This is a genomic window from Kamptonema formosum PCC 10802, assembly GCF_000332335.1.
GTDB lineage: Bacteria > Cyanobacteriota > Cyanobacteriia > Cyanobacteriales > Oscillatoriaceae > Oscillatoria.
Genome location: NZ_KB235948.1, coordinates 5,726,303 through 5,749,828, shown reverse-complemented (window position 1 = coordinate 5,749,828; position 23,526 = coordinate 5,726,303). Strand labels below are relative to the sequence as shown.

Annotated in this window: 18 protein-coding genes; 11 read left to right on the top strand and 7 right to left on the bottom strand. The window is 53.4% G+C overall.

The window, feature by feature from the left end:
* The first annotated feature begins 112 nt into the window (after positions 1 to 112).
* From OSC10802_RS0125300 to dpdA, 6 genes are all read left to right on the top strand, one after another.
* Complete coding sequence (locus OSC10802_RS0125300; protein ID WP_017719568.1) at positions 113 to 2,215, top strand: NAD(P)H-quinone oxidoreductase subunit 5; 2,103 nt, start codon at positions 113 to 115, stop codon at positions 2,213 to 2,215.
* Between the two features lie 422 nt (positions 2,216 to 2,637).
* Complete coding sequence (ndhD1, locus tag OSC10802_RS0125295) at positions 2,638 to 4,230, top strand: photosynthetic/respiratory NAD(P)H-quinone oxidoreductase subunit D1 (RefSeq protein WP_017719567.1); 1,593 nt, start codon at positions 2,638 to 2,640, stop codon at positions 4,228 to 4,230.
* Positions 4,231 to 4,559: 329 nt separating this feature from the next.
* Entirely contained in the window at positions 4,560 to 5,336 is a 777-nt protein-coding gene (locus OSC10802_RS0125290) for a DUF6884 domain-containing protein (RefSeq protein WP_017719566.1), read from the top strand.
* Positions 5,337 to 5,631: 295 nt separating this feature from the next.
* Complete coding sequence (locus OSC10802_RS0125280) at positions 5,632 to 9,723, top strand: DEAD/DEAH box helicase (RefSeq protein WP_082218350.1); 4,092 nt, start codon at positions 5,632 to 5,634, stop codon at positions 9,721 to 9,723.
* Positions 9,724 to 9,735: 12 nt separating this feature from the next.
* Positions 9,736 to 9,900, top strand: coding sequence for a hypothetical protein (locus tag OSC10802_RS51025; RefSeq protein WP_017719563.1), 165 nt, complete (start codon positions 9,736 to 9,738; stop codon positions 9,898 to 9,900).
* 3 nt (positions 9,901 to 9,903) lie between these two features.
* The gene (gene dpdA / locus OSC10802_RS41750; protein WP_017719562.1) at positions 9,904 to 11,232 is read left to right on the top strand and encodes a tRNA-guanine transglycosylase DpdA; all 1,329 of its coding nucleotides are present in this window, start codon (positions 9,904 to 9,906) and stop codon (positions 11,230 to 11,232) included.
* Positions 11,233 to 11,282: 50 nt separating this feature from the next.
* On the opposite strand, the gene OSC10802_RS55845 is transcribed toward dpdA, so the two are convergent.
* Positions 11,283 to 11,405, bottom strand: coding sequence for a hypothetical protein (locus tag OSC10802_RS55845; protein WP_255349172.1), 123 nt, complete (start codon positions 11,403 to 11,405; stop codon positions 11,283 to 11,285).
* Positions 11,406 to 11,760: 355 nt separating this feature from the next.
* Here OSC10802_RS55845 and OSC10802_RS0125265 point away from each other — a divergent pair, with 355 nt between their 5' ends.
* Positions 11,761 to 12,333 carry a hypothetical protein gene (locus OSC10802_RS0125265; protein WP_017719561.1) on the top strand — a complete coding sequence of 191 codons (573 nt, stop codon included), beginning with the start codon at positions 11,761 to 11,763 and terminating at the stop codon, positions 12,331 to 12,333.
* Between the two features lie 320 nt (positions 12,334 to 12,653).
* On the opposite strand, the gene OSC10802_RS0125260 is transcribed toward OSC10802_RS0125265, so the two are convergent.
* Positions 12,654 to 15,209, bottom strand: a complete 2,556-nt coding sequence (locus tag OSC10802_RS0125260; RefSeq protein ID WP_017719560.1) for a DUF4114 domain-containing protein — start codon at positions 15,207 to 15,209, stop codon at positions 12,654 to 12,656.
* Between the two features lie 654 nt (positions 15,210 to 15,863).
* Here OSC10802_RS0125260 and OSC10802_RS51020 point away from each other — a divergent pair.
* Positions 15,864 to 16,157, top strand: a complete 294-nt coding sequence (locus tag OSC10802_RS51020; RefSeq protein ID WP_155968361.1) for a hypothetical protein — start codon at positions 15,864 to 15,866, stop codon at positions 16,155 to 16,157.
* Here the strand turns inward: OSC10802_RS51020 and OSC10802_RS0125250 are convergent.
* The 3 genes from OSC10802_RS0125250 to OSC10802_RS0125235 all read right to left on the bottom strand — a co-directional run bounded on the left by OSC10802_RS0125250 (position 16,146) and on the right by OSC10802_RS0125235 (position 17,532).
* Positions 16,146 to 16,613 carry a hypothetical protein gene (locus OSC10802_RS0125250; RefSeq protein ID WP_155968359.1) on the bottom strand — a complete coding sequence of 156 codons (468 nt, stop codon included), beginning with the start codon at positions 16,611 to 16,613 and terminating at the stop codon, positions 16,146 to 16,148. The two genes, OSC10802_RS51020 and OSC10802_RS0125250, sit on opposite strands and share 12 nt — an antisense overlap.
* Positions 16,614 to 16,616: 3 nt before the next feature.
* Positions 16,617 to 16,877: a hypothetical protein gene (locus OSC10802_RS0125245; protein WP_017719557.1), complete on the bottom strand. Its 261-nt coding sequence runs from the start codon at positions 16,875 to 16,877 to the stop codon at positions 16,617 to 16,619.
* 199 nt (positions 16,878 to 17,076) lie between these two features.
* Positions 17,077 to 17,532: a hypothetical protein gene (locus tag OSC10802_RS0125235; RefSeq protein ID WP_017719556.1), complete on the bottom strand. Its 456-nt coding sequence runs from the start codon at positions 17,530 to 17,532 to the stop codon at positions 17,077 to 17,079.
* Positions 17,533 to 18,395: 863 nt separating this feature from the next.
* On the opposite strand from OSC10802_RS0125235, the gene OSC10802_RS0125225 reads away from it, so the two are divergent.
* Positions 18,396 to 18,722, top strand: a complete 327-nt coding sequence (locus tag OSC10802_RS0125225; protein ID WP_155968355.1) for a hypothetical protein — start codon at positions 18,396 to 18,398, stop codon at positions 18,720 to 18,722.
* 330 nt (positions 18,723 to 19,052) lie between these two features.
* Here the strand turns inward: OSC10802_RS0125225 and OSC10802_RS51010 are convergent, their stop codons facing one another.
* Complete coding sequence (locus OSC10802_RS51010; RefSeq protein WP_155968353.1) at positions 19,053 to 19,223, bottom strand: hypothetical protein; 171 nt, start codon at positions 19,221 to 19,223, stop codon at positions 19,053 to 19,055.
* Between the two features lie 117 nt (positions 19,224 to 19,340).
* A complete protein-coding gene (locus OSC10802_RS0125220) occupies positions 19,341 to 19,811 on the bottom strand; it encodes a CHAP domain-containing protein (RefSeq protein ID WP_017719553.1) in 471 nt (156 codons plus the stop codon).
* A gap of 294 nt (positions 19,812 to 20,105) precedes the next feature.
* Between OSC10802_RS0125220 and OSC10802_RS0125215 the strand changes: the two genes are divergently transcribed.
* Together OSC10802_RS0125215 and OSC10802_RS44815 are read left to right on the top strand one after the other, a co-directional pair.
* Entirely contained in the window at positions 20,106 to 21,431 is a 1,326-nt protein-coding gene (locus OSC10802_RS0125215; protein WP_017719552.1) for an NB-ARC domain-containing protein, read from the top strand.
* Between the two features lie 20 nt (positions 21,432 to 21,451).
* Positions 21,452 to 23,119, top strand: coding sequence for a serine/threonine-protein kinase (locus tag OSC10802_RS44815; protein ID WP_017719551.1), 1,668 nt, complete (start codon positions 21,452 to 21,454; stop codon positions 23,117 to 23,119).
* Positions 23,120 to 23,526 lie beyond the last annotated feature (407 nt).

The following is a 23,526-nucleotide window of genomic DNA, read 5'->3' as shown; positions in this document are numbered from 1 at the left end:
CCCCACAGCAGGGCAAGTAGTAGAAATACCCACTCATTTCCGCCGCCGGCGTGTGTCACAATGTAGACGATTCGGCTAAATGAGTGAAGAAATTAAAAGTAGGCGTTGAGTGATGGAACTAATCTATCAATATGCCTGGCTGATTCCAGTCCTGCCGCTGCTAGGGGCGATGGTGGTTGGCCTGGGACTGATCTCCTTAAACAAATTTACCAACAGTCTGCGGCAGTTGAATGCCGTGTTGGTGGTATCCCTGCAGGGAGCAGCAATGGTGCTGTCCTTCGCCCTGCTCTGGAGTCAAATTCAAGGCCACGCTCCCTATACCTACAACCTGGAGTGGGCCGCAGCTGGGAACTTCCACCTGGTGATGGGCTACACCATAGACCAGCTGACAGCCCTGATGCTGGTCATCGTGACCACGGTTGCCTTCCTGGTGATGGTTTACACCGATGGCTACATGGCTCACGATGTGGGCTATGTCCGCTTCTACGCATACCTGTCGCTGTTTGCCTCCTCGATGTTGGGTCTGGTGGTCAGCCCAAATCTGGTGCAGGTCTACATTTTCTGGGAACTGGTCGGCATGTGCTCTTACTTGCTGGTCGGGTTCTGGTATGACCGCAAGGCGGCTGCTGACGCCGCCCAGAAGGCTTTTGTCACAAACCGCGTCGGTGACTTCGGGCTGCTGCTGGGCATTTTGGGCCTCTACTGGGCCACGGGCAGCTTTGAGTTCGATGTGATGGGCGAACGCCTGCAAGAACTGGTACACTCGGGTGCCCTGAGTGCCGGTCTGGCCGCTTTGTTTGCTGTTCTGGTATTTTTGGGGCCGGTGGCAAAATCCGCCCAATTCCCCCTGCACGTCTGGCTGCCAGACGCAATGGAAGGCCCAACCCCCATTTCCGCCCTGATCCACGCGGCAACAATGGTGGCGGCTGGGGTGTTCCTGATCGCCCGCATGTACCCCGTGTTTGAAGGCATACCGCTGGCGATGGACACGATCGCCTACACCGGCGCTCTCACGGCGTTTCTGGGGGCGTCGATTGCGATCACTCAAAACGACATTAAGAAAGGTTTGGCCTATTCCACCATCTCCCAACTCGGCTACATGGTGATGGCGATGGGAGTGGGGGCGTACAGTGCCGGTCTGTTCCACCTGATGACCCACGCCTACTTTAAGGCGATGCTCTTCCTCGGCTCCGGCTCCGTGATTCACGGCATGGAGGAAGTGGTTGGCCACGATCCCACCTTGGCCCAGGACATGCGGCTGATGGGGGGATTGCGCAAGTATATGCCGGTGACGGCGATAACCTTTTTGATTGGCACTTTGGCTATCTGCGGGATTCCGCCTTTTGCCGGTTTCTGGTCGAAAGATGAAATCCTCGGCGCTGCCTTTGAAGCCAAGCCGGCTCTGTGGGCGGTAGCCTGGCTGACCGCTGGGATCACGGCTTTCTACATGTTCCGCATGTATTTCATGACCTTTGAAGGCCAATTCCGGGGGAATGACGCCGATATCCGCAAGCAACTCCTGCAAGAAAGCCGTCCCGCCCTGCAGCCGGCTTTTGGGCCAGGTGCGATGGACCCGAAGGAACTGGAACACGGTCACGGTGGCCACGACGCTCACGGCTCTCACGAGCATGACCACGAACATGACCATGAGCATCACAGCGAGTTCCCCCACGAGTCGCCGCTGACAATGACTTTTCCCCTGATGGCGCTGGCTGTGCCTTCGGTGCTGGTCGGTTTGGTGGGGACGCCGTTTGCCAACTACTTTGAGGCGTTCATTCACCCGCCTTCTGAAGCAGTGGCGGAAGCGATCGAACACGCTGAGGAATTCAATTTAACGGAATTCCTCATTATGGGTGGCAGTTCGGTGGGGATTGCTTTGATTGGGATTACTCTGGCTTCGCTGATGTATCTGAGTGGCAAGATTGACCCAGGGGCGATTGCCAAGACAATTCAACCGCTGTACAAGCTGTCCCGCAACAAGTGGTATTTCGATGACATCTATAATTTCCTCTTTGTCCTGGGGAGCCGCCGGCTGGCGCGTCAGGTCATGGAAGTGGACTACCGGGTGGTTGATGGGGCGGTGAACCTGACCGGCTTGATAACGGTACTCAGCGGCGAAGGGCTGAAATACTTTGAAACCGGTCGCGCCCAGTTCTACGCCCTGATTGTGTTTGGGGCTGTTTTGGGCATCGTTGTCGTCTTTGGCGTCACTTAACGGTTGGACTGCCTGAAGGTGTGGGCTGCTGTCTGTCAAGGGTTGCGCCCGGATGATTGGAACTCTGGGCAAAACTCGGCCCCCTCACCCCCCAGCCCCCTCTCCCACTTTGGGGGGAGGGGGAGGGGGTCGTCCCATCCTCTGCGCAACACCGCCACTCAGCACCCCACTTAATCTTGATTAATAAATTGTTAATCCTGGTGGCTTCAGACAGAAATTAGGCTTAATTGATAATTTGTAGGGGAACGTTACAGCTGGATTCCCCCTGGTTCGCGCCGCACCCTACTTCTTTAAGAGTGGCTGGTGGCTAGTGGCTAGTGGCTGGTGGGTGTCCCCCCTGATTTACCAGAATAGCGGGGGTGACACAACTAGCAATGAGCTATTAGAGGATACAATGAAAAACTGGAAATTAGAAATTAGCAATGAATCTCGCTGATTTTCCCTGGCTGACCACGATTATCCTGTTGCCAATTGCGGCTTCACTGCTGATACCAGTGCTGCCGGACAAGGATGGCAAGACAGTGCGCTGGTACTCCCTGATCGTGGGGCTAATTGATTTTGTCCTGATTGTTGCAGCTTTTTATACCGGGTACGATTTTAATGAACCCGGTTTGCAGCTGGTGGAAAGCTATCCCTGGCTGCCCCAGCTTGATCTGAAGTGGTCGGTGGGGGCGGATGGGCTGTCGATGCCGCTGATTCTGCTCACCGGCTTTATTACGACGCTGGCAATTCTGGCAGCTTGGCCGGTGACGCTGAAGCCGAAACTGTTTTACTTTTTGATGCTGGCGATGTACGGTGGCCAGATTGCTGTGTTCGCCGTGCAGGACATGCTGCTGTTTTTCCTGGTGTGGGAACTGGAATTGGTGCCGGTGTACCTGATCCTGGCGATCTGGGGCGGCAAAAAGCGCCAGTACGCGGCAACGAAGTTTATTCTCTATACGGCGGGCGGTTCCCTGTTTATTTTGGTGGCAGCGCTGACGATGGCCTTCTATGGCGATACGGTGACGTTTGACATGCGTGCGATCGCCAATAAGGATTACGCTCTCAATCTGCAACTGTTGCTGTACGGGGGCTTTTTGATCGCCTATGGGGTGAAGCTGCCCATTTTCCCCTTGCACACTTGGCTTCCGGACGCTCACGGTGAGGCGACGGCACCGGCACACATGCTGCTGGCTGGCATCCTGCTGAAAATGGGGGGCTACGCGCTCCTGCGGATGAATGCCGGTATGCTCCCAGACGCCCATGCGGTGTTCGCACCGATTTTGGTGATTCTGGGCGTTGTTAATATCATTTATGCGGCTCTGACTTCTTTTGCCCAGCGAAATTTGAAGCGGAAGATCGCCTATTCTTCGATTTCGCACATGGGGTTTGTGCTGATTGGGATTGCTTCTTTTACGGACTTGGGAATTAGCGGTGCGGTGCTGCAAATGGTGTCCCACGGTCTGATTGGGGCGAGCCTGTTCTTTATGGTCGGATGCACTTACGACCGCACTCACACGCTGATGCTGGATGAGATGGGCGGCGTTGGGCAGAAGATGCGCAAGGTTTTTGCGATGTGGACTGCTTGTTCTCTGGCGTCTTTGGCGCTGCCGGGGATGAGCGGGTTTGTGGCGGAGTTGATGGTGTTTGTGGGCTTTGCAACGAGTGACGCTTACAATCCTGTGTTTAAGGTGATTGTGGTGTTCCTGGCGGCGGTTGGGGTTATTTTGACTCCGATTTATTTGCTGTCGATGTTGCGGGAGATTTTCTACGGTCCTGAAAATAAGGAGTTGGTGGAACACGAGGTCCTCGTGGATGCGGAACCGCGTGAGGTGTTTATCATTGCTTGTTTGCTGGTGCCGGTGATTGGAATTGGTTTGTATCCCAAGATTGTGACTCAGATATATGATGCGACGACGGTGCAGCTGACGGGGCGGTTGCGTGAGTCGGTGCCGGCTTTGGCGCTGAAGTTGCAGGAGAAGCCGGTGGCTTTGGGCGATATGCCGGTTTTGTCTGCGCCGGCTATTAGGGAGTGAGGGTTTTTTCCTTCGCTTGTGGTTTTGGGACAGGCGAGACGCCTGTCCTACGTCTTGATTTTGGCACAGGCGGGACGCCTGTCCTACGTCTTGATTTGGATGCTTCTGTTGTGATATAATTGCCGGTTTTTTGGTTGGGCTGTAGAGACGCGAATTTTCGCGTCTCTACATTTTCGGATGCTGAGTGGGTGGAGGGAGGCAAGCCAGCGGCGTTTGAGGGCGGTTGCGCAGGTGGCACAATTACTAAAAGCCGGTTTAACATTCTCCTCCCACCTCGCAGAGGGATGCAAGCTTTCACGTTAACAGTCCAGGTGAGCTGAAGTCAAAAAGTGAATTCTGAATTTCGATACTTGCTTATTGTTTCCTGTTCGCAGCGCAAGCGTTCGGATGCTGGTTTGCTGCCGGCTATTGAACGCTACGATGGGCCGGCTTTTCGTTTGCTGCGTCGCTTTCTCCGGGGTCAACCTTCAGCACCGCTGGACACATATATCTTGTCAGCAAAGTTTGGACTGATTCCTAGCGACTGTCTGATTCCAGATTATGACCGAGAAATGACACGCCAGCGAGCCGGTGAATTGCACCCAGAGGTAATTGCAGAACTCACTCATATCCTCGGCGCTAAGTCATACCAGCAACTTTTCATTTATTTAGGTCGAGATTACCTCCGGGCATTCGATGGATACGAGACGCTTGTACCGGCTGCGCTGACAGTGCGAATTGCTGAAGGTGGTTCTGGCAAAAAGCTGTCAGAATTGCATGAGTGGCTCTATGGGGAAACACCGGCACGTCGCTCCTCTCCACCTGCAGGCACTCCGCAAGGAAAAGCGCGTCTGCGAGGGATTGAGGTGGTGCTGACACCGGCGCAAGTGTTTGAGATAGCTCGCACTGCGGTGGCGGAGGAAAAAGATGATTCAACTCGTTATAAGTGGTGGTATGTTGTGGTAGACTGTCAGCGAGTCGCACCGAAGTGGTTGGTGAGCAAGCTTACTGGTCTGCCGGTATCCGCCTTTACGGCTGACGAGGCGCGACGGGTATTAGGGCAACTTGGTGTTCAGGTCAGACATATCAATGAGACTGTCAGTGACAGGAATTCTGAAGGGGCTTGAGCTTCTCAGAAGCAGGACTGCTGAAGTTTGACTTGTCGATTATCGAGTGCGATTTAGGGATTGTGCTAGAGAGAGAGGCGCTCTAGCCTGAAGTCAGTGCCGGTTGAGATGCCTGCCAGGTTTACTTACCCTATCCTGAATGATTTGTCAAGTTCATAAAATTTTACTTAGTTTCCGTAAAATTACGGTAGGGTGCCGGCGGGATGGGTGAGAAGATGGTACGGGTGAGGGATGAAGGAGTGGCTGCAATTTCGGGCCGGCATAAAAGATAAGCATCTCGCAGGGGGCATGGAGAATGAGTTGGGACAGGCTAGAAAACTTGCTTAACCAAATGTTCGCCGAGGTGAATCGGTCGAATGAGGTTCCTTCTCCTCAAGAGTTGTGGAATGCTTATCAATCAGAAATTCAACCTCTCTTGTCTGAACACCGGCAGGAATTCGTTGAACTGTCAGCGGGTTTGTGGCTTCCCAAGGCTATTGAAACCGGGCGTATCCTGTCACAATTGCGGCAGCGGTTCAATGCAGATCAGGAAGGGCGCAGGTTAACGGGGAGAATCCGCACTGAGGTTGTGCTGCGCCAGCGCCCGATTAGAAACATAGCTGTTCAAACCCTCAGAAATGAGGAACGCCACATCGCAGATATAGCAGCTAAGCTTCCTGGCCGACCAATTAGGAATTTTTCACAATTTCAAATCGAAGGGTGGGGCAAAACAGTTCAAGCGATTCGCAACACCGGCAGTTTGGTCATTGTAGCTCCAACTGGCTCAGGCAAAACCGAGGTGTTCTTACTGCCTCTCATTTATGAGATTGCTCGACAGATTCAGGCAAATCACCAGAAAGCACCGCGTTTTGTTTTACTCTACCCTCGCGTAGAGTTACTCAAAGACCAACTCTCCCGAATTTTTCGCTATGTGTATCAGGCAGAGCAAAACCAGTTGACAGATAGCGGGCAGTTAGAACTATTCCGCCGTTCCAGGAAAGTTTCGCAAGGCATCATCATTGGGTTTCAGTTTTCCGGGATTGCGTCTGAAGCGACAGACACTTTACAGAACGCTCAGGTGTTTGATGAAAACAAGCGCTTCAAGATTTTGCAGGACGAATGTTGCCCGGTGTGCAGTAACGGAAACTTGCGGTACAATAAAAAGCACGGATCTGTACCAGAGCTAGAATGCAGTAATGAAGCTTGCAGCGCCGTGTTCAAAGTCTCCATTGCCAAAAATGACCATGCGAAATACAAGCCACACATCCTGGTAACAACAGCGGAATCCCTAGACAGACTGTATCTCAATCCTAACCCAGAATTTGAAAGCTACTTGCGCTCCCTAAAGGGAGTGTTATTTGATGAAGTCCACCTTTATCACTCTCTCTACGGCGCTCACATCCACCACCTGATTCGGCGCATTGAGGATTTGAGTGAGCATCGCCTTGCGAAAATTGCCGCTAGCGCCACTGTTGCGAATCCGGAACGGTTTGCCAGCAAGTTCTTTCACGGGGATGAGAGCCATCCAGTAACTGTTCACGATGCGGCTGCACCTGAATATCCCAAAGAACCATCGGGATTAGAGGTTCTCTACTTTCTGCAATCGCCTGAAGAGGAAAACCGAGCCGGCGCAGCACCGACGCTGATTCAAAGTGTGATGGCGATAGGACATGGGTTGTTGAGCGACAGAGATGATCGGCGAGACAGGGGGATTGTTTTTACAGAATCCCTGGACTTGACCAATCGACTTTTCGCACAAATCAAGGACGCCGAGGGAAACCGCCTTGAGCTTTGGCGTTTTCGCACTGTATTGAACGATATAGAATTTCAGGAAAAGCGCTGCCCTAATACGAACCCTGCCCTATGTGCTAATCACTATCTCCAAGGCGAATGCTGGCGCGGGATTTTGGGCGGCACAAACTGCACGCAGCTTATCCCTGGTTTCCGCGAACGAACGCTGGATATTTCCTCTGTCTCTTCGCAAGGTCGAGAAGATTACTGGAACAGTGACATTGTTGTGGCAACGCCCTCCTTAGAAGTTGGCGTGGATGATGACAGGATTGTAGTCACGTTTCATTACCGTCCGCCGAGGACTGTTTTTTCCTTTATCCAACGACGCGGGCGTGCGGGGCGTGCTGCAGGCGCAGTTGCCCACACGCTGATGATTTTGGCCAATACAGCCAGCGACCACTTTTACTTTTTCCGCCGCAACCGGCTCGTTTACGGCAGTTACGAATTACCTCTTAACCCCAGCAACCCTGTCCTTCTCGCTATGCACAACAGGATCGCACACGAGCGGGAGAGAATGCACTATCACATTGCGCGACGAGGCAACAAGGTACAGGTTGGAATTTTAGACTGGATTTGGGAAAAACTGGAAGAATGCCCAATTCTTCGAGACAACTTTGGGGATTGGCTGGAGGAAAATCGAAATTCCACGAATAAACAGCGACAGGGGCACCTCAGGAAATGGATTCTCGATCAGCGCCAGCGTTTTGAATCTTACCTGAATCTCAAGTGGAATCTCCTGGATATTGAGAATGAATCGCCTGATAATTTAACCCAGGCTGTCCAGGAAGTGTTCGGTTTAGTCAGGCGCTATCTGGACGGGGAGACGGAACTTAGGAAAAATATCCGATCTCGCTTAGAGTCCATCTATACGGAATTGGGCAAACTTGCCTTTGCGGAAGAAGATGCAGAAGCTCGTCAAGACATTTTGACACTTCAAGCGAATTTGCTTACTGTCTGGGATCGAATGCAAAGACCGGCAGAGCTTGGTATCGGGTTTGACCAGGCCGATGGACTGTATAATTTTTTCCATACCCTAGAGAAATTCCGTGGGAGTGTCTGGATACTCAACTCTGCTCCTGACGTGATCAAAACAGTATTGCAAGCCTTATTCTATTTACGGACAGCATCTGGTGATGCTAACCCAAGCCAGTCCGCAGTTGACTTCTTCATTCCCGATGCCTACTTTAATGAAGTCAAACCTATTATTGTGGCAGTAAGGACATCAAGAGGGAACCGAACAGAGTTAAAGCAGGAAGATACAACTAAACTTTCTACCCTGTTAGTTCCCTACCGCACTGCTTACCGCTACCACCGGCATCCATTGCTTTCCGTCGTGGAAACAGAGCACGATCCCAGATGGGTACAAGCGCAGTGGGCGCAAGGAGGAACCGTGGGTGTGCGCCTGCTCGGTGAGGGAGTGCATCTTACCGGCGAGCGTCCCGAATTTAGACCCGAAAAAGTGTATGTTAAAGCTTTGAAGGGCGATAATCAGGGGGAGCAGGTTGTCAAAATGTGCCCCGAATGCTTTGCGATTTACAGTGAGAGCCGGTCTCGCCAGTGTCATAATGTTGCTCTGCGTTCTGTCCGGCTTTATGCCGAGGCTATCATTGAGCGCACCTACAGCTATCTACATGATGACCTTAGTCGAGTGTCTCATACCTTACAGCTCGTTTCAGAATTGAGAGGCGAGATCACTGTGATTGGTTCCACGGCGCGAGTCGAGAATAAGCTTTGGGACAAAACAAGAAAAGAGTATGTCACGCCGAGAAATAGCCAGCCGTGGAATTTTGAAGCGCACTACGTTGATGCAGTGGGGCAGCCAGAGCCGGTGCGTTACGGGTTACAGACAAAAGGGATTGCTTGGAATCTCAGGGAAGTCACCGAGCGCTTGCTACAGGACGATCGCTTGAAAAGCCAAGTTGAGGGAGTTGAGATTGACGGCACGCGCAAGACATTGAACAGGACACTTATCCTGCACACAGCGTCACACATGCTGCAAAAGGCAATTGCTTCCATCAGTGGTGTGAACGAGCAAGTGCTTGAATACTGTTTTCGTGAGGATACCAGCGAGGTTGTCGTCTGGGAACGCTATGAAGGGGGCGCTGGAATTTCAGAAGTGTTTGTCGAGGCGCTACGCAGCTATCCGGTTGACGTATATCGGGAACTCCTGGCGTCGGTGCTTTGTCCTGTCAATCTTGCGGAGCGAACTGATTGGTTAACCCCTGACGACTTAAGCGCCGAACTAATCACTAATTGGCACCTGCACGATGCGGACTCCTTAGTCTTAGTGGATACAATTGTGCGTGAAGCCAGTGCTGAGCGCCAAGTTGAGCGTGACCAACCCGACGAGAACGGTGAAGTCCAAATTCCCTTGCAATGTCAGCAGCGAGATGGCTGTCCCGCTTGCTTGCACACAAACAACTGCACAGAACGCTTTGAACAGCCACACGCTGTCAGCCACTTTGTCGCCGAAGCCTTGCTCAGGGCATTAGTGCAGCCGGTGAATTTTGCGCAAGTTGAGCAACTGCAGGCGGCGGCGGTGCAACAGGGAATTGCCCCACCAACCATCTTGGCAGCTGACTCCGCGCAGGAAGTGTGTCACATCCTGCTAATATAAGGTGTTACCGCGATGGCTGTCACGGAAACCTTGGCCCTGGAAACTTCAGCCAACATCCTGACAGCCCGCTTCTATCCGAATGTAGAACTATCCCAGAACGATGTCAACCTGTTTGGCAGCGCACGGCGGTATGCTAGAGGAGCTAGCGGTGAATATTTCAACAAGTGTGAAGTGTAAATTGTGGCCAACAGATTGCGTTATTTCCTTCCCGATTGGGAAGACAAGGTAGATCCTAACTTTGTCTTTGAAACCGACACCTTCTCGCCCGACCGGAAGGTATCAGAAGATGTCTACGCTCACGAAATTTTTCAAACTCACCAACCCTATGACGGGATTTTGATGAGCCGAGCAATTCTAGAGAAAACCAAAAAGTATGAGGCCATCAAAGAACTAGGCGCTCACAGATATTTGCGACTGCCTAAAGGGCTAGAAGTTTTCGGAGACTGTGGGGCTTTCAGCTACATCAACGAAGCTACACCCCCCTACAAAACTGAGGATGTACTCGAATATTACCAAGCCATTGGGGTTGACTGCGGAGCCTCAGTGGATCATATCGCGCTAGACAGCATCTATGTCACGGAATCAGTAGAGGAAAAACAGGAAGATGGTACTGTCACCAGAAAGCCGGTGAAGCGCAAGGTGCCGCTTTCAGAAAATGAACGCGAAAACCGCCGCCAGATTACTCTGGATAACGCCCGCGAGTTTATCAAACTTCACACGAAAGAAGGATATCAATTTGAAGCTGTTGGTGTGGCTCAAGGCTGGACACCCGACAAATATGCTGATTCTGTAAAGCAACTGTTGCAGATGGGCTATACCTACATCGCTCTTGGCAGTCTGGCGCGTTCCTTGGAATCTCAGATTGTCAATGTGCTGGAAGCGGTCAAACAGACTGTTGATGAATTTTCAAATAGCCCGCAGCAAATAAGGCTTCATCTTTTCGGAGTTGCCAAGCTGTCGCTTGTTGATAAATTGCCGAAATATGGGGTTGCTAGTATAGACAGCACCTCCCATCTCCGCCGAGCCTGGTTAAAAAGCGGGCAGAATTATCTCGGAAAAGATGGGCAATGGTACACCGCTATCCGAGTCCCCCAATCTAACAATCCCAAAGTGCGGGAGTACGTTGGCAAGAATGGCAAGTCGATGGATGAAGTTCAAAGACAAGAGAAACGCTGTCTTGAAATGCTCGAACGCTACGACAAGGGAGAAGTCTCAGAAGCTGAACTAGAGCAATTACTCGATGCCATCGTTGAATACGACAACTATTTACTCCGAATAGGCAATGACGGTCAGAAGCTGCGCAAAACTTATGTCAGCAGAAAAAAATATCAGCGCACTCTGGAAGATAAACCCTGGAAGAATTGCCCGTGCGAAGTGTGCCAGCAGCTTGGAATACATGTTATTATATTCCGGGGTCTTAATCGGAATAGGCGGCGGGGCTTTCACAATACTTGGACTTTCTATCAAGGGCTAAAGTCCATTGCGAGCGAGCAAAATACTGAAAGCTAACGTTAAGCAAGAAACGCCCTGATAGCAAAGGGGCGAACGCGCCCCCTCTCTCAACCGCTTTCCCCACCGGCACCCACCGGCACACTACTGGGCCAGCCGGCACCCCCACCGGCACCCACCGGCACCGGCACACCCACCGGCACCCCTTCCCCACCGGCACCGGCACCCGGCACCCGGCAACCGGCACACCCACCGGCACACCCACTGGTCCAGCCGGCACCCCCGGCACCCCCGCCAAATGTAAAGAATTGTGAAGTAACGCCCCAACTTCACAGCAGTCTGTATATAATAGGGCACTATATTGCATTCGCAATCTCAAGTCAACCAAACGCCCAAGGTATCTTAGTAGTGTACCCACTCAAAAGCTATCCAGCTTTGAGGGGTTACCACCCATAGACTGAAACTACCAGTCGGGAGGCAGAGAGTAGTATTACTTCTATCTAGCCGGCCTGACCACCAAAGAACGAATATGCGGGCCTGCTAAGGTATTTGAGGGGCTTTGCCACCCACCCAAAGGAATCAGCAATCATGGCTAGTAAGGTTGTCCCTCTCACCTGCTTCATCAAACCCAAAACCCTGCCCTTCCCGAAAGCGGAAGTAGCGGTGCTGGCGAAAACGACCCCGGAAAACATCGTTGCGATCCATCACTGGCGGTACTCGGGCTGGGTTGAGCGTGCGGGATGTCTGCCGATCACGATCAGCTATCGCCTCCTGTCCACCTGGGTGCCTACTCTCCAGCGGGTGATTGACTTGTGTAAGGGCTGGCGTCGCCTCAATAAACTCTGGGATTCCCTGCAAGCAGATTTTGACAAATATCCCGGTGTCTATCCCCCAGACGTGCGAGAAGAACTGAAGCGCCGGTGGTGGCAGCGCCGCATCCAGCTTTTACAGCGCACCCCTCAAAGATTGAAAGCAGAGAAGATATGCAACGGCTACCTGAACCTGATCGAAACGGCTGAATCCCAATCCTACCTCGATAGCTTGGTGCCCTTGATTCAGATACATGACGCACTGTGGCAGCGGCACACGGATTTGCTGCAGCAGCTGCGAACAGCCTGGCGACTGAAACGGGATTATCTGCGCGGTGCCTCTGCAGCTTAGATCCCAATCGGGCAAAATTTTGGTTTTTCCCACGAATAGCAATTGCAGTGGCTTCGTGCCGGTGCGACCGGCACCCTCATGCTGTAGCGTAACGCAGGCGCTAGCTGCAAGCGTTGCGGCTGCGCAGGAGCGTTCGAGCGATCGCGCAGCCGGCACGGAACGGCGTGCCGCACGCCGTTCAGTAACGCGATCGCATGCGCATGCGCAAAAAAAACCGGCCAGTTACTAGCCGGTCGGCGTGATTGAGGATTTAAACTCTGTACCGGCGCGGAATCTGCGCCCCTCGGGAATGTTTCCATTCCCCAGCTCGGTTAATGGTGCTACATGATGCTGAAGTCACTGCTGCTCATGTTGATCGCGCCCACATCGATCAGGGTAGCCACCAGTTCGTCGCCAAGCTTGATAAAGGTGTCCTTCGCCTGCTCGCCGGTGCCTTGGACAATCGTCAGTTGCTCAAAGGTCAGACCTGCCGATAGCGCCAGCATATCTTGACCGACAACGAAGTCAACAATGGTGTCTGTGCCATTACCAGCCTCCAGCACGAAGGTATCCTTGTCGTCGCCGCCGATGAGCACGTCGTTGCCGGCACCGCCGGTGAGGGTATCTTTGCCCTTGTCACCATAGATGACATCATCGCCCAAGTCGCCGGAAATCCAGTCATGGCCCTGGCCACCTCGGATGAAGTCATTGCCCTGACCGCCGTAGATGGTGTCGTTGCCCTTGTTGCCGTTGAAGTGGTCGTTGCCCTTATTGCCACAAAGGATGTCTTCACCATCGCCACCGGTGATTGTGTCAACGCCCTCACCACCCATAGCCGTGTCATTGCCGGCGTCAGTCGAGATAGCGTCATTGCCCAAGTCGCCACAGGCCATGTCATCGCCTTCGCCAGCCGAGACCACATCATCGTCCTTGCCAGCTGCGATGGTATCGCTGCCCAAACCGCCGCTGATGGTGTCTTCGCCTTGGTTGCCGCAAACGACGTCCTCGCCATCGCCACCGGCAACGGAGTCAGCACCTTCGCCGCCCATGCATGTGTCATTGCCGGCGTCACCGGTGATGGTGTCATTCCCCGCGTCGCCAGATGCCATGTCATCGCCTTCGCCACCGTAGGCAAAATCATTGCCCCAGCCACCGAAGATGGTATCGCCGCCAGCACCGCCGCTCAGAGTGTCCTGGCCGTCGCCGCCAGTGATGGAGTCGTTACCCGACGTACCAGTGATCGAGTCGTTGCCGGTGGTGCCACCCAGGCTGTCAGTGGGTTGGCCGCCGATGGTGGTGTCGCTGGGTGTGCCGCCGGTGTTGTTGGGGGGGACGACGGCGGTGCCGCCGGTGCCGCCGGTCAAGATATCGGTGGGCTGTTCACCGCCACCAACGGTATCTGTCGGTTCCCCTCCACCAACGGTGTCTGTCGGTTCCCCGCCACTAACGGTATCTGTCGGTTCACCGCCACCAACGGTATCTGTCGGTTCGCCGCCACCAACGGTATCTGTCGGTTCACCGCCGCCAACGGTATCTGCCGGTTCGCCGCCACCAACGGTATCTGTCGGTTCACCGCCACCAACGGTATCTGCCGGTTCGCCGCCGCCGATTGTGTCAGTCGGTTCCCCGCCGCCGATTGTGTCAGTCGGTTCGCCGCCACCAACGGTGTCAGCAGGTTGGCCACCGCCAGGGAGGCTCTCAATAGTGTCTTTTAACTCCTTAACAGCAGCCTGAATTTCAGGCGAATCAGAGTGATACCAATCCCGATCGGGGTTAACCTCCAGCTCATCGAGACTCTTCGCTACTCCCAGCGCGCCCTGTACCTGGAAAATGATGTCGTTGTAGTCTTTGTCTGAAACCTGATTGCCGTTCTCATCCTTGACATCGAGACGCACGTCCTCCATTACGAAGACACCGCCATTGCCGGTGACATCGGCAATCTGCCCCACTTGGAAGCCATCATCGGGGTTAGCAGTGGCTAAGGAGAACAGCGGGCGCAGGTCCGGCGTAACGTTGGGATAATTTGCGGCAATGTCTTCCACCGTGCCATTGGGGACGAACATGACGGCAAAGTGATCGCCCGGAGTCATCTCAAAGGTCTTGACACCCTTGTAGTTTTGAGCGTCGTCGTTAAAGTTAGGCTCCCAGGGCAATTCTGCACTGACTTTCGCTCCTTCATTCGCGTCGGCAATCACGACATGACCCGACGCAGAGTTGCTCAGAGCCCGGTTGGCAGCTTCTTTGATAAACTCGTCAGAGCCTGGCTCGAACTCTTCGATCCCCTTCAGGTTGAAGATGGCAACTTCGCCCTTAAACCGACCTCCGTCATACAGGAAATCAAGGCTGACCTTGCCGCTTTCACCTACCGTGAAGTACCCAGATTCAAATCCGCCATAGCCGCCGCTTAGGGTATCGGTGCCGCCAGTGCTGGTGTCGGTGCCGTCGCTGCCGCTGAGGGTGTCTTCCCCGCCGGCGGTGGTGTCTGTGCCGTCGCTGCCGCTGAGGGTGTCTTCCTCGCCGGCGGTGGTGTCGGTGCCATCACTACCGCTGAGGGTGTCTTCCTCGCCGCCGCCGGTGGTGTCTGTGCCATCACTGCCGCTGATGGTGTCGCTGCCGCCAGTGGTGTCTGTGCCATCGCTGCCGCTGATGGTGTCGCTGCCGCCGGTGGTGGTGTCTGTGCCGTCACTGCCGCTGATGGTGTCGCTGCCGTCAGTGGTGTCTGTGCCATCGCTGCCGCCGGTGGTGTCTGTGCCGTCACTGCCGCTGAGGGTGTCTTCCTCGCCGCCGGTGGTGTCTGTGCCATCGCTGCCGCTGAGGGTGTCTTCCTCGCCGCCGGTGGTGTCGCTGCCGTCACTGCCGCTGAGGGTGTCTTCCTCGCCGCCGGTGGTGTCATCCATACAATTAATTCCCCTTGATTGACTTCTCTTTTCTGATTAGATGGTGGCTTAAACAGCCGCAGATGCTAATCCCCTATAACAGGCGTTCGTCTCAAATTGCCTTTGCAATAAGAGCTGCAAAAATTGCTCATGCACCTTGAGACGGCTTTGAAACCTGAAGGTTCCCACTCCCAATTTTTTTTGTATAGCATGGAACCCTTGCTCGCTAAGAATTGCAAGCTTTGCTGGCTGTTTTACTAACAGCCCAACTTAATAAATCCTGGTAAACCTTGATATTCTGTCTATGAGTAGCTCGCTGTTGCCATTGTGGCTTCAGTTAATATACGGATATTTGGCTGAAAACTTTCTTAAATTCAGTAGTTTCCTCGAATGCCAACTGAACGTAATTTTTAAATATACAGCAATTTAACAGGAGATGTATCTGCCTTTGGGTAGAGTTTGGGAATTCAGGTGCTGGTCGGGTTAGGCCGGCTTGCCCAGTGTCACAGGTAGGGGGCAGACGGTTAGGGAACTGGCCCCGGTAATGGCCTGACAAGTAGGGGCGGGTTCTGCTAGACCTATTTGCCAGACAGCGGAGAAGACTGATAAACCCCCCCGCTGCAATCCTTTTGCAGGGGTGCATGGGGGTGTCCCACCCAGACCGGCGCTAGATGCGTGCGCCGCACCGGCTGTTCAAGGGCAGGACGTAACGTCAACCCGACTTTTTTTGAGCCTCTGTTATATTGCGCCGATTTCTGGAAAAACTATCACCTCACATACCTGTGCCACAACCGGCACATATCCCTGTGCCGTGCCCTCACCGGCACAGGTGCTTGTGTTTCTACTACAACCGGCACATATCCCTGTGCCGTGCCCTCACCGGCACAAGTGCTTCTCTATCACAACCGGCAATCCCTATGCCGGCACCCCACCGTCACAGGTGTCCATTCCTTGGCCCTACCGGCATAGTGCGTCATTGCTTGCACCACCTGTGTTGGTGTCGTCTGCTAGAGTGCCGGTATGGGAATGGGACGGTTGAGTGCCGGTTGGGGAATTCGAGGGCTGTGCACCGGCAGCGAGAGACTCTTGTGCGGGAGCACCTATTAATAAGGTGTCGGGTGCGTTACTGCCGGTAAGGGAGTTATGGGTTTCTACGGTGGGAAGGGAATTGTCTGCTGTGCCGGCGGGAACAGAGTCTTGCGCTTGAGCACCGGCATGGGTTTGTGGGTTATCGGCGGGAAGGGAATCTTCTGCGGGAGCACCTATTAATAAGGTGTCGGGTGCGTTACTGCCGGTAGCGGAGTTATCGGGTTTCTGCAGTGGGAAGGGAATTGTCTGCTGTGCCGGTGGGAACAGACTCTTGCGTTTGTGCACCGGCATGGGTTTGAGGCGCACCGGCGGGGAGAGACTCTTGTGCGGGAGCACCTATTAATAAGGTGTCGGGTGCTTGTGTGCCGGTAGCGGAGTCATGGGTTTCTGCGGTGGGAACGGAATTGTCTGCTGTGCCGGCAACAACAGAGTTTTGCGGTTGAGTGCGCGGTAGGGAGTCAGAGTTGCCACCGGCAAGGGAATCCTGCGGTTGAGTGCCATCTGTTTGAGCGCCGGCAACAGAAGCGTCTGCTGAAGTGATCGCACCGGTGCCTCCTGTTTGAGCGCCGGCACCGGTGTCTTCTGTTTGAGCGCCGGCATCGGTGTGCAGGGACTATACCGAAATCAAACGGGATATTCGTGGAAAGAAGACTCGTGGTTGAATGGCATGTCTTTGAGGATGGCCAAAACTTCCCCACTGGCGGCAAGTTTGACTAAGGTGTCGCTGGCGTTGGTGCCGGTGCCGGCGGAAAAGGCCAGTTCCTAAGCTGTCAGGGTGCCGGTTAATCCCAAGAAGTCTTCACCTGCTGTGAATACAGGCAGCTCGTTCTGTGGTAATTACTTGGCCTTCTTTGCTACACGTTTCAGGAATCAGCGTTTCCAGGACATCATATTCTTCCGGCGCTGTCACCTTCGCCAACATCACCGCCGCTGCCATATTCAACAAATCGGCACCCATCTCAGCATCCGAATTCGGCGTCCCCAAATCCGTCGCCGTGGACTTGAGAAACATCACGCCGCCGTCATTTTCCGCCGCCACAATCAGCAGATTCTGCTGACGAGCATACTCAATTGCCGCCCGTTTTTGCGGAGTAAACTCATAAGGCGTCGTCACACTTCCATCGGGATTGACTTGAGTTAAATCAAGACTGAGGTTAACAACTGCATTCGGCGGTCCGGACTCTTTGGCAGCACCCACAAATTCAACGAGAGTTTCCGCCCACTTCCCCGAACCAATCGCACGCCCAACCCACACCGGCGCGCCATATAGCAATAACCAGTAAATTTAGGACATAGATATTGGGCATTGGGCATTGGGCATTGGGCATTGGGCATTGCTCGTAGTCTGATGCGCCATGCGCCATACGCCATGCCCCATGCGCATGCTATTAATGTCCTCATCTAAGTGAAAACTGCTATAATTCATGCCATCAATCCCAACGCCGTTATTCTGAGTTGCCGCAATAATTCCTAACACAGCCGCGATCGCTCCCCTCACCGGCAGAAAGCAACGGATTGACATTCCCATCCACGCGATCTTGTCCCAAAATAATCCGCGAATAGTCAATATCGGGATTATTCCCAGCAAAGCCGGTGTCAATTCCACCTACTAACGGCTGAGACGCTTTATAGCAGTATGCATTTAGGTTAGAACATTAGACCTTCAGGGGGGGCGGGACGCCTGCCCTACGTTTATATAGCAGTAAGCATTCAGGAAACGTACATTCCGGCCTCCCTTGCTCCCCCGCTCCCGAAGCTTCTATTGTTCTAACCAATATGACTGCTGCTATACCTTCTGTCACCAAAAGGCAGCTATCTAATACGCAAATTATGCGTCCGGATGCGTAGGCACTGCCAATTCCTAGCAGGCCGAATATGACCGCTAGTGCGAACAACCTTGATTTACTCATATTTAGTGGCTCCCAAAAGTAAGGCAGGGAAATTGAATCTTTGCCCGAGAAAGGCACAGGAAGCGCGAAAACAAGGCAAGGTGCAACGCATCCTACTAAAAGTTATTGATGATTACGGGTGTGCCTGAGCGTGGCGGCGGATAAGCGGGATAGGGGGGTGAATAGGCGGGATAAGCGGGTGATTGATAAGTGGGATAGGAGGGTGGATATGACGCCGGGGGATAAGCGGGTGATTGATAAGTGGGATAGGTGGGTGGATATGACGCCGGGGGATATGCCGGTGATTGATAAGTGGGATAGGAGGGGGGATATGACGCGGGGGGATATGCCGGTGATTGATAAGTGGGATAGGTGGGTGGATATGACGCGGGGGGATATGCCGGTGATTGATAGCCCGGATAGGCGGGGGGATATGACGCGGGGGGATATGCCGGTGATTGATAAGCGGGATAGGAGGGGGCTGACTCAGCGGTGGCGGGTGCAGAAGCGGGGGTATAAGCGCCAGAAGATGCAGCCGGATCTTGGGTGTATATGAATGGTTGATTGGCTGGGTATCCTTGAACACCGGCTCCAATACCGAATAATCCCTCTACCATACTGCGCCCCACCCGGTCAAGTATGGGTTGGAGAGGTATAGCTAAACTCCTCTGGGCGCTAAAAGCAACCATTGGAATCGACAGCACCACTGCCACACCTAGAAAGCCGAATCCCTTGTGAAATATCATGTTTTATTGCAGGTTTGTGACGGCGTTTAGATAGGAGGTGGCGATCGCACTTTCTCGCTCTACCAGGGGGCGAGCGAGGGTGGGGCGATCGCGTAACTCAACGTAAAAACAATCAGTCAATAGATAAATAGAACCTTTCCCTAGGGCATGGGGCGAGAGTTGGGCGCATTGCCGTAGACATAGGCGCTGGGCACCCAGTAATTTGTCCCGGCAATCCGGTACCACCGAGCGTCTGGGGTTCCTAATTGTAAATCGTTGACCGTTTCCCCATAAGTCCAACCGTCAAAGGAAAGCGTCTGGCGATAAGCCACAACCTGATTGCTTCGGTCTGCAAGATGAGGGCTATTGCGAAGGGTAATTCCTTTGTTTGATATCACCCAAGCAGAGAAGTTAACTTGAGTGATACCGGACTAAGGTGAGGGAGTGTTTTAACGAACCCAAAATGATACGTTACGATTCCCGTTCACGGACGTTCCAAAACCAGTAACCCGCACATTGTTGCAGCCGGCTTCAGTAAACAGGGAGCCACCAACATACTGGTTCGCTCCGCGCAGATCGATCCGACCGTCAGGGCGAACGTTCTCGACGATTCCCACATGACCGTAGGTAGTGTTCGCACCAGGGAATGACCGCTCCATAACAGCGATGGCACCGCGCTGCGGACCTACTTGGCGAAAGCCATTCCTTTGCAAGTAGCCGTCATTCCAGTCTCCTGCATTGGGAAAATCGCGTGTTAATCCGAAGCGGTTGGCAACGTATTCCGTGCACTGGCAAGATTTAACGCTCTGGGCTTGAGCTGATTTGGGGGTGAAGAAGGAAGCGGCTGCGAGAGTGCTGCCGGCTGCCAGGGAACCTAATAAAAGCAGGGAAACTGTTGATTTGGAAGAACGCCAGCTCATAAGTGATACCTCGGTTACGTTTTTGAAACATCCTGTTCGAGGTGTTTCTGTTTGCATTCTCCTGAAAGTGCAAGAGTTGCTGCTCCGAAGAAAAGGAAGTTAAGAAACGGACTTAAGGATTTGTGGGAATAATTTTATAAAGCTAGAACTAGAGGGGGTTTCAGCCGCTAGAAAATCTCGAAACCAAAAGTGCCGCGCCTCCCTTAAAATCGGGAAGAGGCTGTTATCTGCCTTAAACTCAGCTAAACTCCGGGGAACCGGGAGTTAACCCAGACAAGACGGATAAATTGACAAATGGCCAGACGCGAGCGCGGTCGGATACTGACTGAGAGGGGATTCAAGAAAATCTGGGATGCGATCCACAAAGCGTTTCCAGATAGCCGCACGTTAGTGGAGATATCTGCACTGACTGACCCTGCTGCTAATCCAGAGTCACGGAATTTTGTATCTACTGATACGGTTTCCCATATACTGAAGCAGCGAGCGGGGACTGACAGAGGGAAGATCCAGAGTCTGTTCAACGCCTTTGGGCTAACCCTGGATGAGGATGACCATATTTCGGCTGCTGATTTTGTGGGCCGATCTGGGGAGAAGGCCAAACCGCGCACAGATTGGGGCGAAGCGCCTGATGTGTCGGGGTTGTGCGGGCGCACCGGCGAACTGGCGACCCTAAAACAGTGGGCTGTGCTCGACCGGTGCCGGTTGGTGGCCATTTGGGGCATGGGGGGGATTGGCAAAACGGCGCTGTCTGTAAAGCTGGCGCAGGTGATTGAGGCTGAGTTTGAGTGCGTCATTTGGCGCAGTCTCCGCCACGCGCCACCGGTGGGAGAAATGCTGGCCAATCTGCTGCAAGCCCTCTCTGTGCAGCCGGTAACAGATTTGCCGGCCACTGTTAACGAGCGCCTGTCGCGGCTGGTAGAATATCTGGCATCGCACCGCTGTTTGCTGGTGTTCGATGCTTGGGAGGCGGTTCTCAGCAGTGGCCAACCGGCGGGCCACTACCGGGAGGGATATGAGGGGTATGGCGAGTTGCTGGCACGGGTGGCAGAAACCCAGCATCAAAGCTGTTTAGTGCTTACTAGCTGGGAGAAACCTAGAAAAATTGCGCTATTGGAAAGCCCAATTGGACAGGTTCGCTGTTTGTTGCTGAAAGGTTTGGACGCTGCTGCAGCGCGGGAAATCCTGAAAGTCTACCGTCTGTCTGATGAAGACAAATGGGAGAAGCAACTGATTCAACCCTACCAATGCCATCCCTTAGCGCTGAAAATAGTTGCTGGCATGATTCAAGAATTATTTGGGGGCAGTGTGACTAACTTCTTAAAAGAGTTTACCCTGTTTATAGATGATGAGCTTGAATCCCTGCTGGCTCAGCAATTCAATCGCTTGTCTAAGGTTGAAAGAGAGATTATGTACAGGTTAGCGGAGGCCAAACAGCCGGTTTCAATCTCGCAATTGCGAGAATCTCTTCAGCTACAAGTCTCGCGTTCAGAATTCTTCGATAACCTGCAGGCATTAGGTCGGCGCTCGCTGATTGAAAAATTAGAAGCGGACTCGGAAACACTATTCACCCTGCAGCCGGTGGTGATGAAGTATGTTGTCAAGCAATCTTATCGGAATTAATTCGAGGGAGGCATCGTGCCATGAGTTATTGCTTCAATCCCAACTGTCCCCAACCTGATGACCCGCTGAATGCCGGCCAACTTATGTGTGGCAACTGCGGGTCTGAACTTTTACTGCAAAACCGCTATCGCGGAATTCAACTGCTGGGTAAAGGCGGTTTTGGCCAGACGTTTGAAGTGGATGATGGGGGGACGCCAAAAGTCCTGAAAATCCTGACCAATCACTGTTCAAAGGCTGTCACTCTTTTTCAGCGGGAAGCGGCTGTTTTGATGCGGCTGCACCATCCAGGGATTCCCAAAGTGGAGCGAGATGGATATTTCACGGCTTTGGGCAGAGGGAGCCGGCAGCCACTGCACTGTTTGGTGATGGAGAAGATTGAGGGGCAAGATTTGGAGAAGTGGCTGGCTAGTCGGGGGAATCAACCGATTGCGCCAGAGCAAGCGATTGATTGGTTAAAACAGCTGGTAGAAATTTTGGTTGTGCTGCACCAAGAGCAGTATTTCCACCGGGATATCAAGCCGGCGAATATCATGCTGAAACCGGATGGGCGGCTGGTGCTGATTGACTTTGGCGCGGTTCGGGAGGTTACAGACACTTACCTTGGTAAAGTTGGTGCCGGGAAAAATGGCACAAATATTGGGTCAGCCGGCTACAGAGCACCGGAGCAATCTGATGGAAAAGCTGTGCCGCAATCCGATTTCTTTGCTCTGGGTCGCACTTTTGTGCATTTGCTCACCGGCAAGCATCCGGTTGAACTGAATGATGATGCTGAGACGGGGGAGTTGATATGGCGAGACATCGCCTGGGGTTTCCACGGGAGGAATCGGGTTTCGGAGTCGCTGGCGGATTTGATTGACTGGCTGATGGCGACTGCTCGGGGGAAACGGCCTCAGAGTGCGGAAATTATTTTAGAATGTCTGGAAGCGATAGGTGCCGGTGGGGCTGGGGTGCCGGTGTGTTCGCCTGCTGTGGAGCCGGTGTCTCACCCGCCACAAACGGGGGGCCAGCAGGATGGCCACCTCACAAGGCTGAGAGCGATTGCGGTTAAGGTGGGGCTGGCGGCGTCGCTCTTGCTTGGACTGGTTGGCGGCTTTCGTTTGGCTTCGCCCCGGATTGCTTTTGTTCTCAACGAGAACGGGCACAAGAACTACCTCGAAAAGCGATACGAGAGTGCCGAATTTAATTTCAGGTCTGCGCTCAAATTCTACCCAGCCCAGAATATGACTCGCTACAACTTAGGTGCGACTTGCGAAAAGCGCGGCAATTATGCTTGCGCCCGCAGTGAGTACCAGACGGCCATACAGGGCGATGACTCCGCCACACCCTATGCGAGCAACAATTTAGGCCGGCTTTACATTACTCGATACAGCGATAATAACGCAGCGATTAAATGGCTAAAGCTGGGCTTGCAGAAGGCTATAGATGACTCATTGAAATCTGACTTGCACAAAAATATTGGTTGGGCGTATGTGCGGGAAACTCGCTATAGCGAAGCCAAGCCACACCTGGAGAAGGCTCTTGAGCTGAAGGCGGAAAGCGCCCCCGCTCACTGCTTGCTGGCACAGGTGCTGGACGCGGAGGGGAACACGCAAGGCGCACGGGTAGAATGGAAAAAGTGTCAGACCGCTGACCCGAATGACCAGAGGCCAGAAGTAGAAGCATGGAGGGATTTAGCACTCCTGCGCTGAGAGAACAGAGAAGCCGGTGCATATAACTTGCACGTTTCGGGGGCAGGCACGGGGGCCTGCCCCTAAAGCCTAGTATAGCTGTACGGGAGTAGCAAAACCAGCAAATATTAGGCTAATTATAGGCATAAAAATCAGCTTGTATGATTTTTATTTGTCGTGTATATTAAGGAGTTGTGCATTTAATTTGCGCAACCGTTCTAACAGGCCGCAGCCCCCAGTCAGGCGTTTCCCGGCTGTAGGGCGGGCCAATGGTGCCGGCCCGGAACGAGGGCAACGAGGGAAATAGGAGGCAGCAGCCCCCCCAGTCGGGTGTTCCCCGACAGTGGAGGCTGGCCAATTGTGCCCCGGGCTAATCGGAGGCAACAGCCCCCAGTCGGGGGTTCCCAGCTCATGCTGGGAACGAGGGG

What these genes read in the sequence shown, in the direction of transcription:
- OSC10802_RS44815 (WP_017719551.1), top strand. Translation starts at nt 21,452, where the DNA reads ATGAGTTATTGCTTCAATCCCAACTGTCCCCAACCTGATGACCCGCTG.
- OSC10802_RS0125220 (WP_017719553.1), bottom strand. Translation starts at nt 19,811, where the DNA reads ATGAGCTGGCGTTCTTCCAAATCAACAGTTTCCCTGCTTTTATTAGGT.
- OSC10802_RS0125300 (WP_017719568.1), top strand. Translation starts at nt 113, where the DNA reads ATGGAACTAATCTATCAATATGCCTGGCTGATTCCAGTCCTGCCGCTG.
- OSC10802_RS0125245 (WP_017719557.1), bottom strand. Translation starts at nt 16,877, where the DNA reads ATGCCGGCGCTCAAACAGAAGACACCGGTGCCGGCGCTCAAACAGGAG.
- OSC10802_RS0125215 (WP_017719552.1), top strand. Translation starts at nt 20,106, where the DNA reads ATGGCCAGACGCGAGCGCGGTCGGATACTGACTGAGAGGGGATTCAAG.
- OSC10802_RS0125260 (WP_017719560.1), bottom strand. Translation starts at nt 15,209, where the DNA reads ATGGATGACACCACCGGCGGCGAGGAAGACACCCTCAGCGGCAGTGAC.
- ndhD1 (WP_017719567.1), top strand. Translation starts at nt 2,638, where the DNA reads ATGAATCTCGCTGATTTTCCCTGGCTGACCACGATTATCCTGTTGCCA.
- OSC10802_RS0125280 (WP_082218350.1), top strand. Translation starts at nt 5,632, where the DNA reads ATGAGTTGGGACAGGCTAGAAAACTTGCTTAACCAAATGTTCGCCGAG.
- OSC10802_RS0125265 (WP_017719561.1), top strand. Translation starts at nt 11,761, where the DNA reads ATGGCTAGTAAGGTTGTCCCTCTCACCTGCTTCATCAAACCCAAAACC.
- OSC10802_RS0125225 (WP_155968355.1), top strand. Translation starts at nt 18,396, where the DNA reads ATGACGCCGGGGGATAAGCGGGTGATTGATAAGTGGGATAGGTGGGTG.
- OSC10802_RS51025 (WP_017719563.1), top strand. Translation starts at nt 9,736, where the DNA reads ATGGCTGTCACGGAAACCTTGGCCCTGGAAACTTCAGCCAACATCCTG.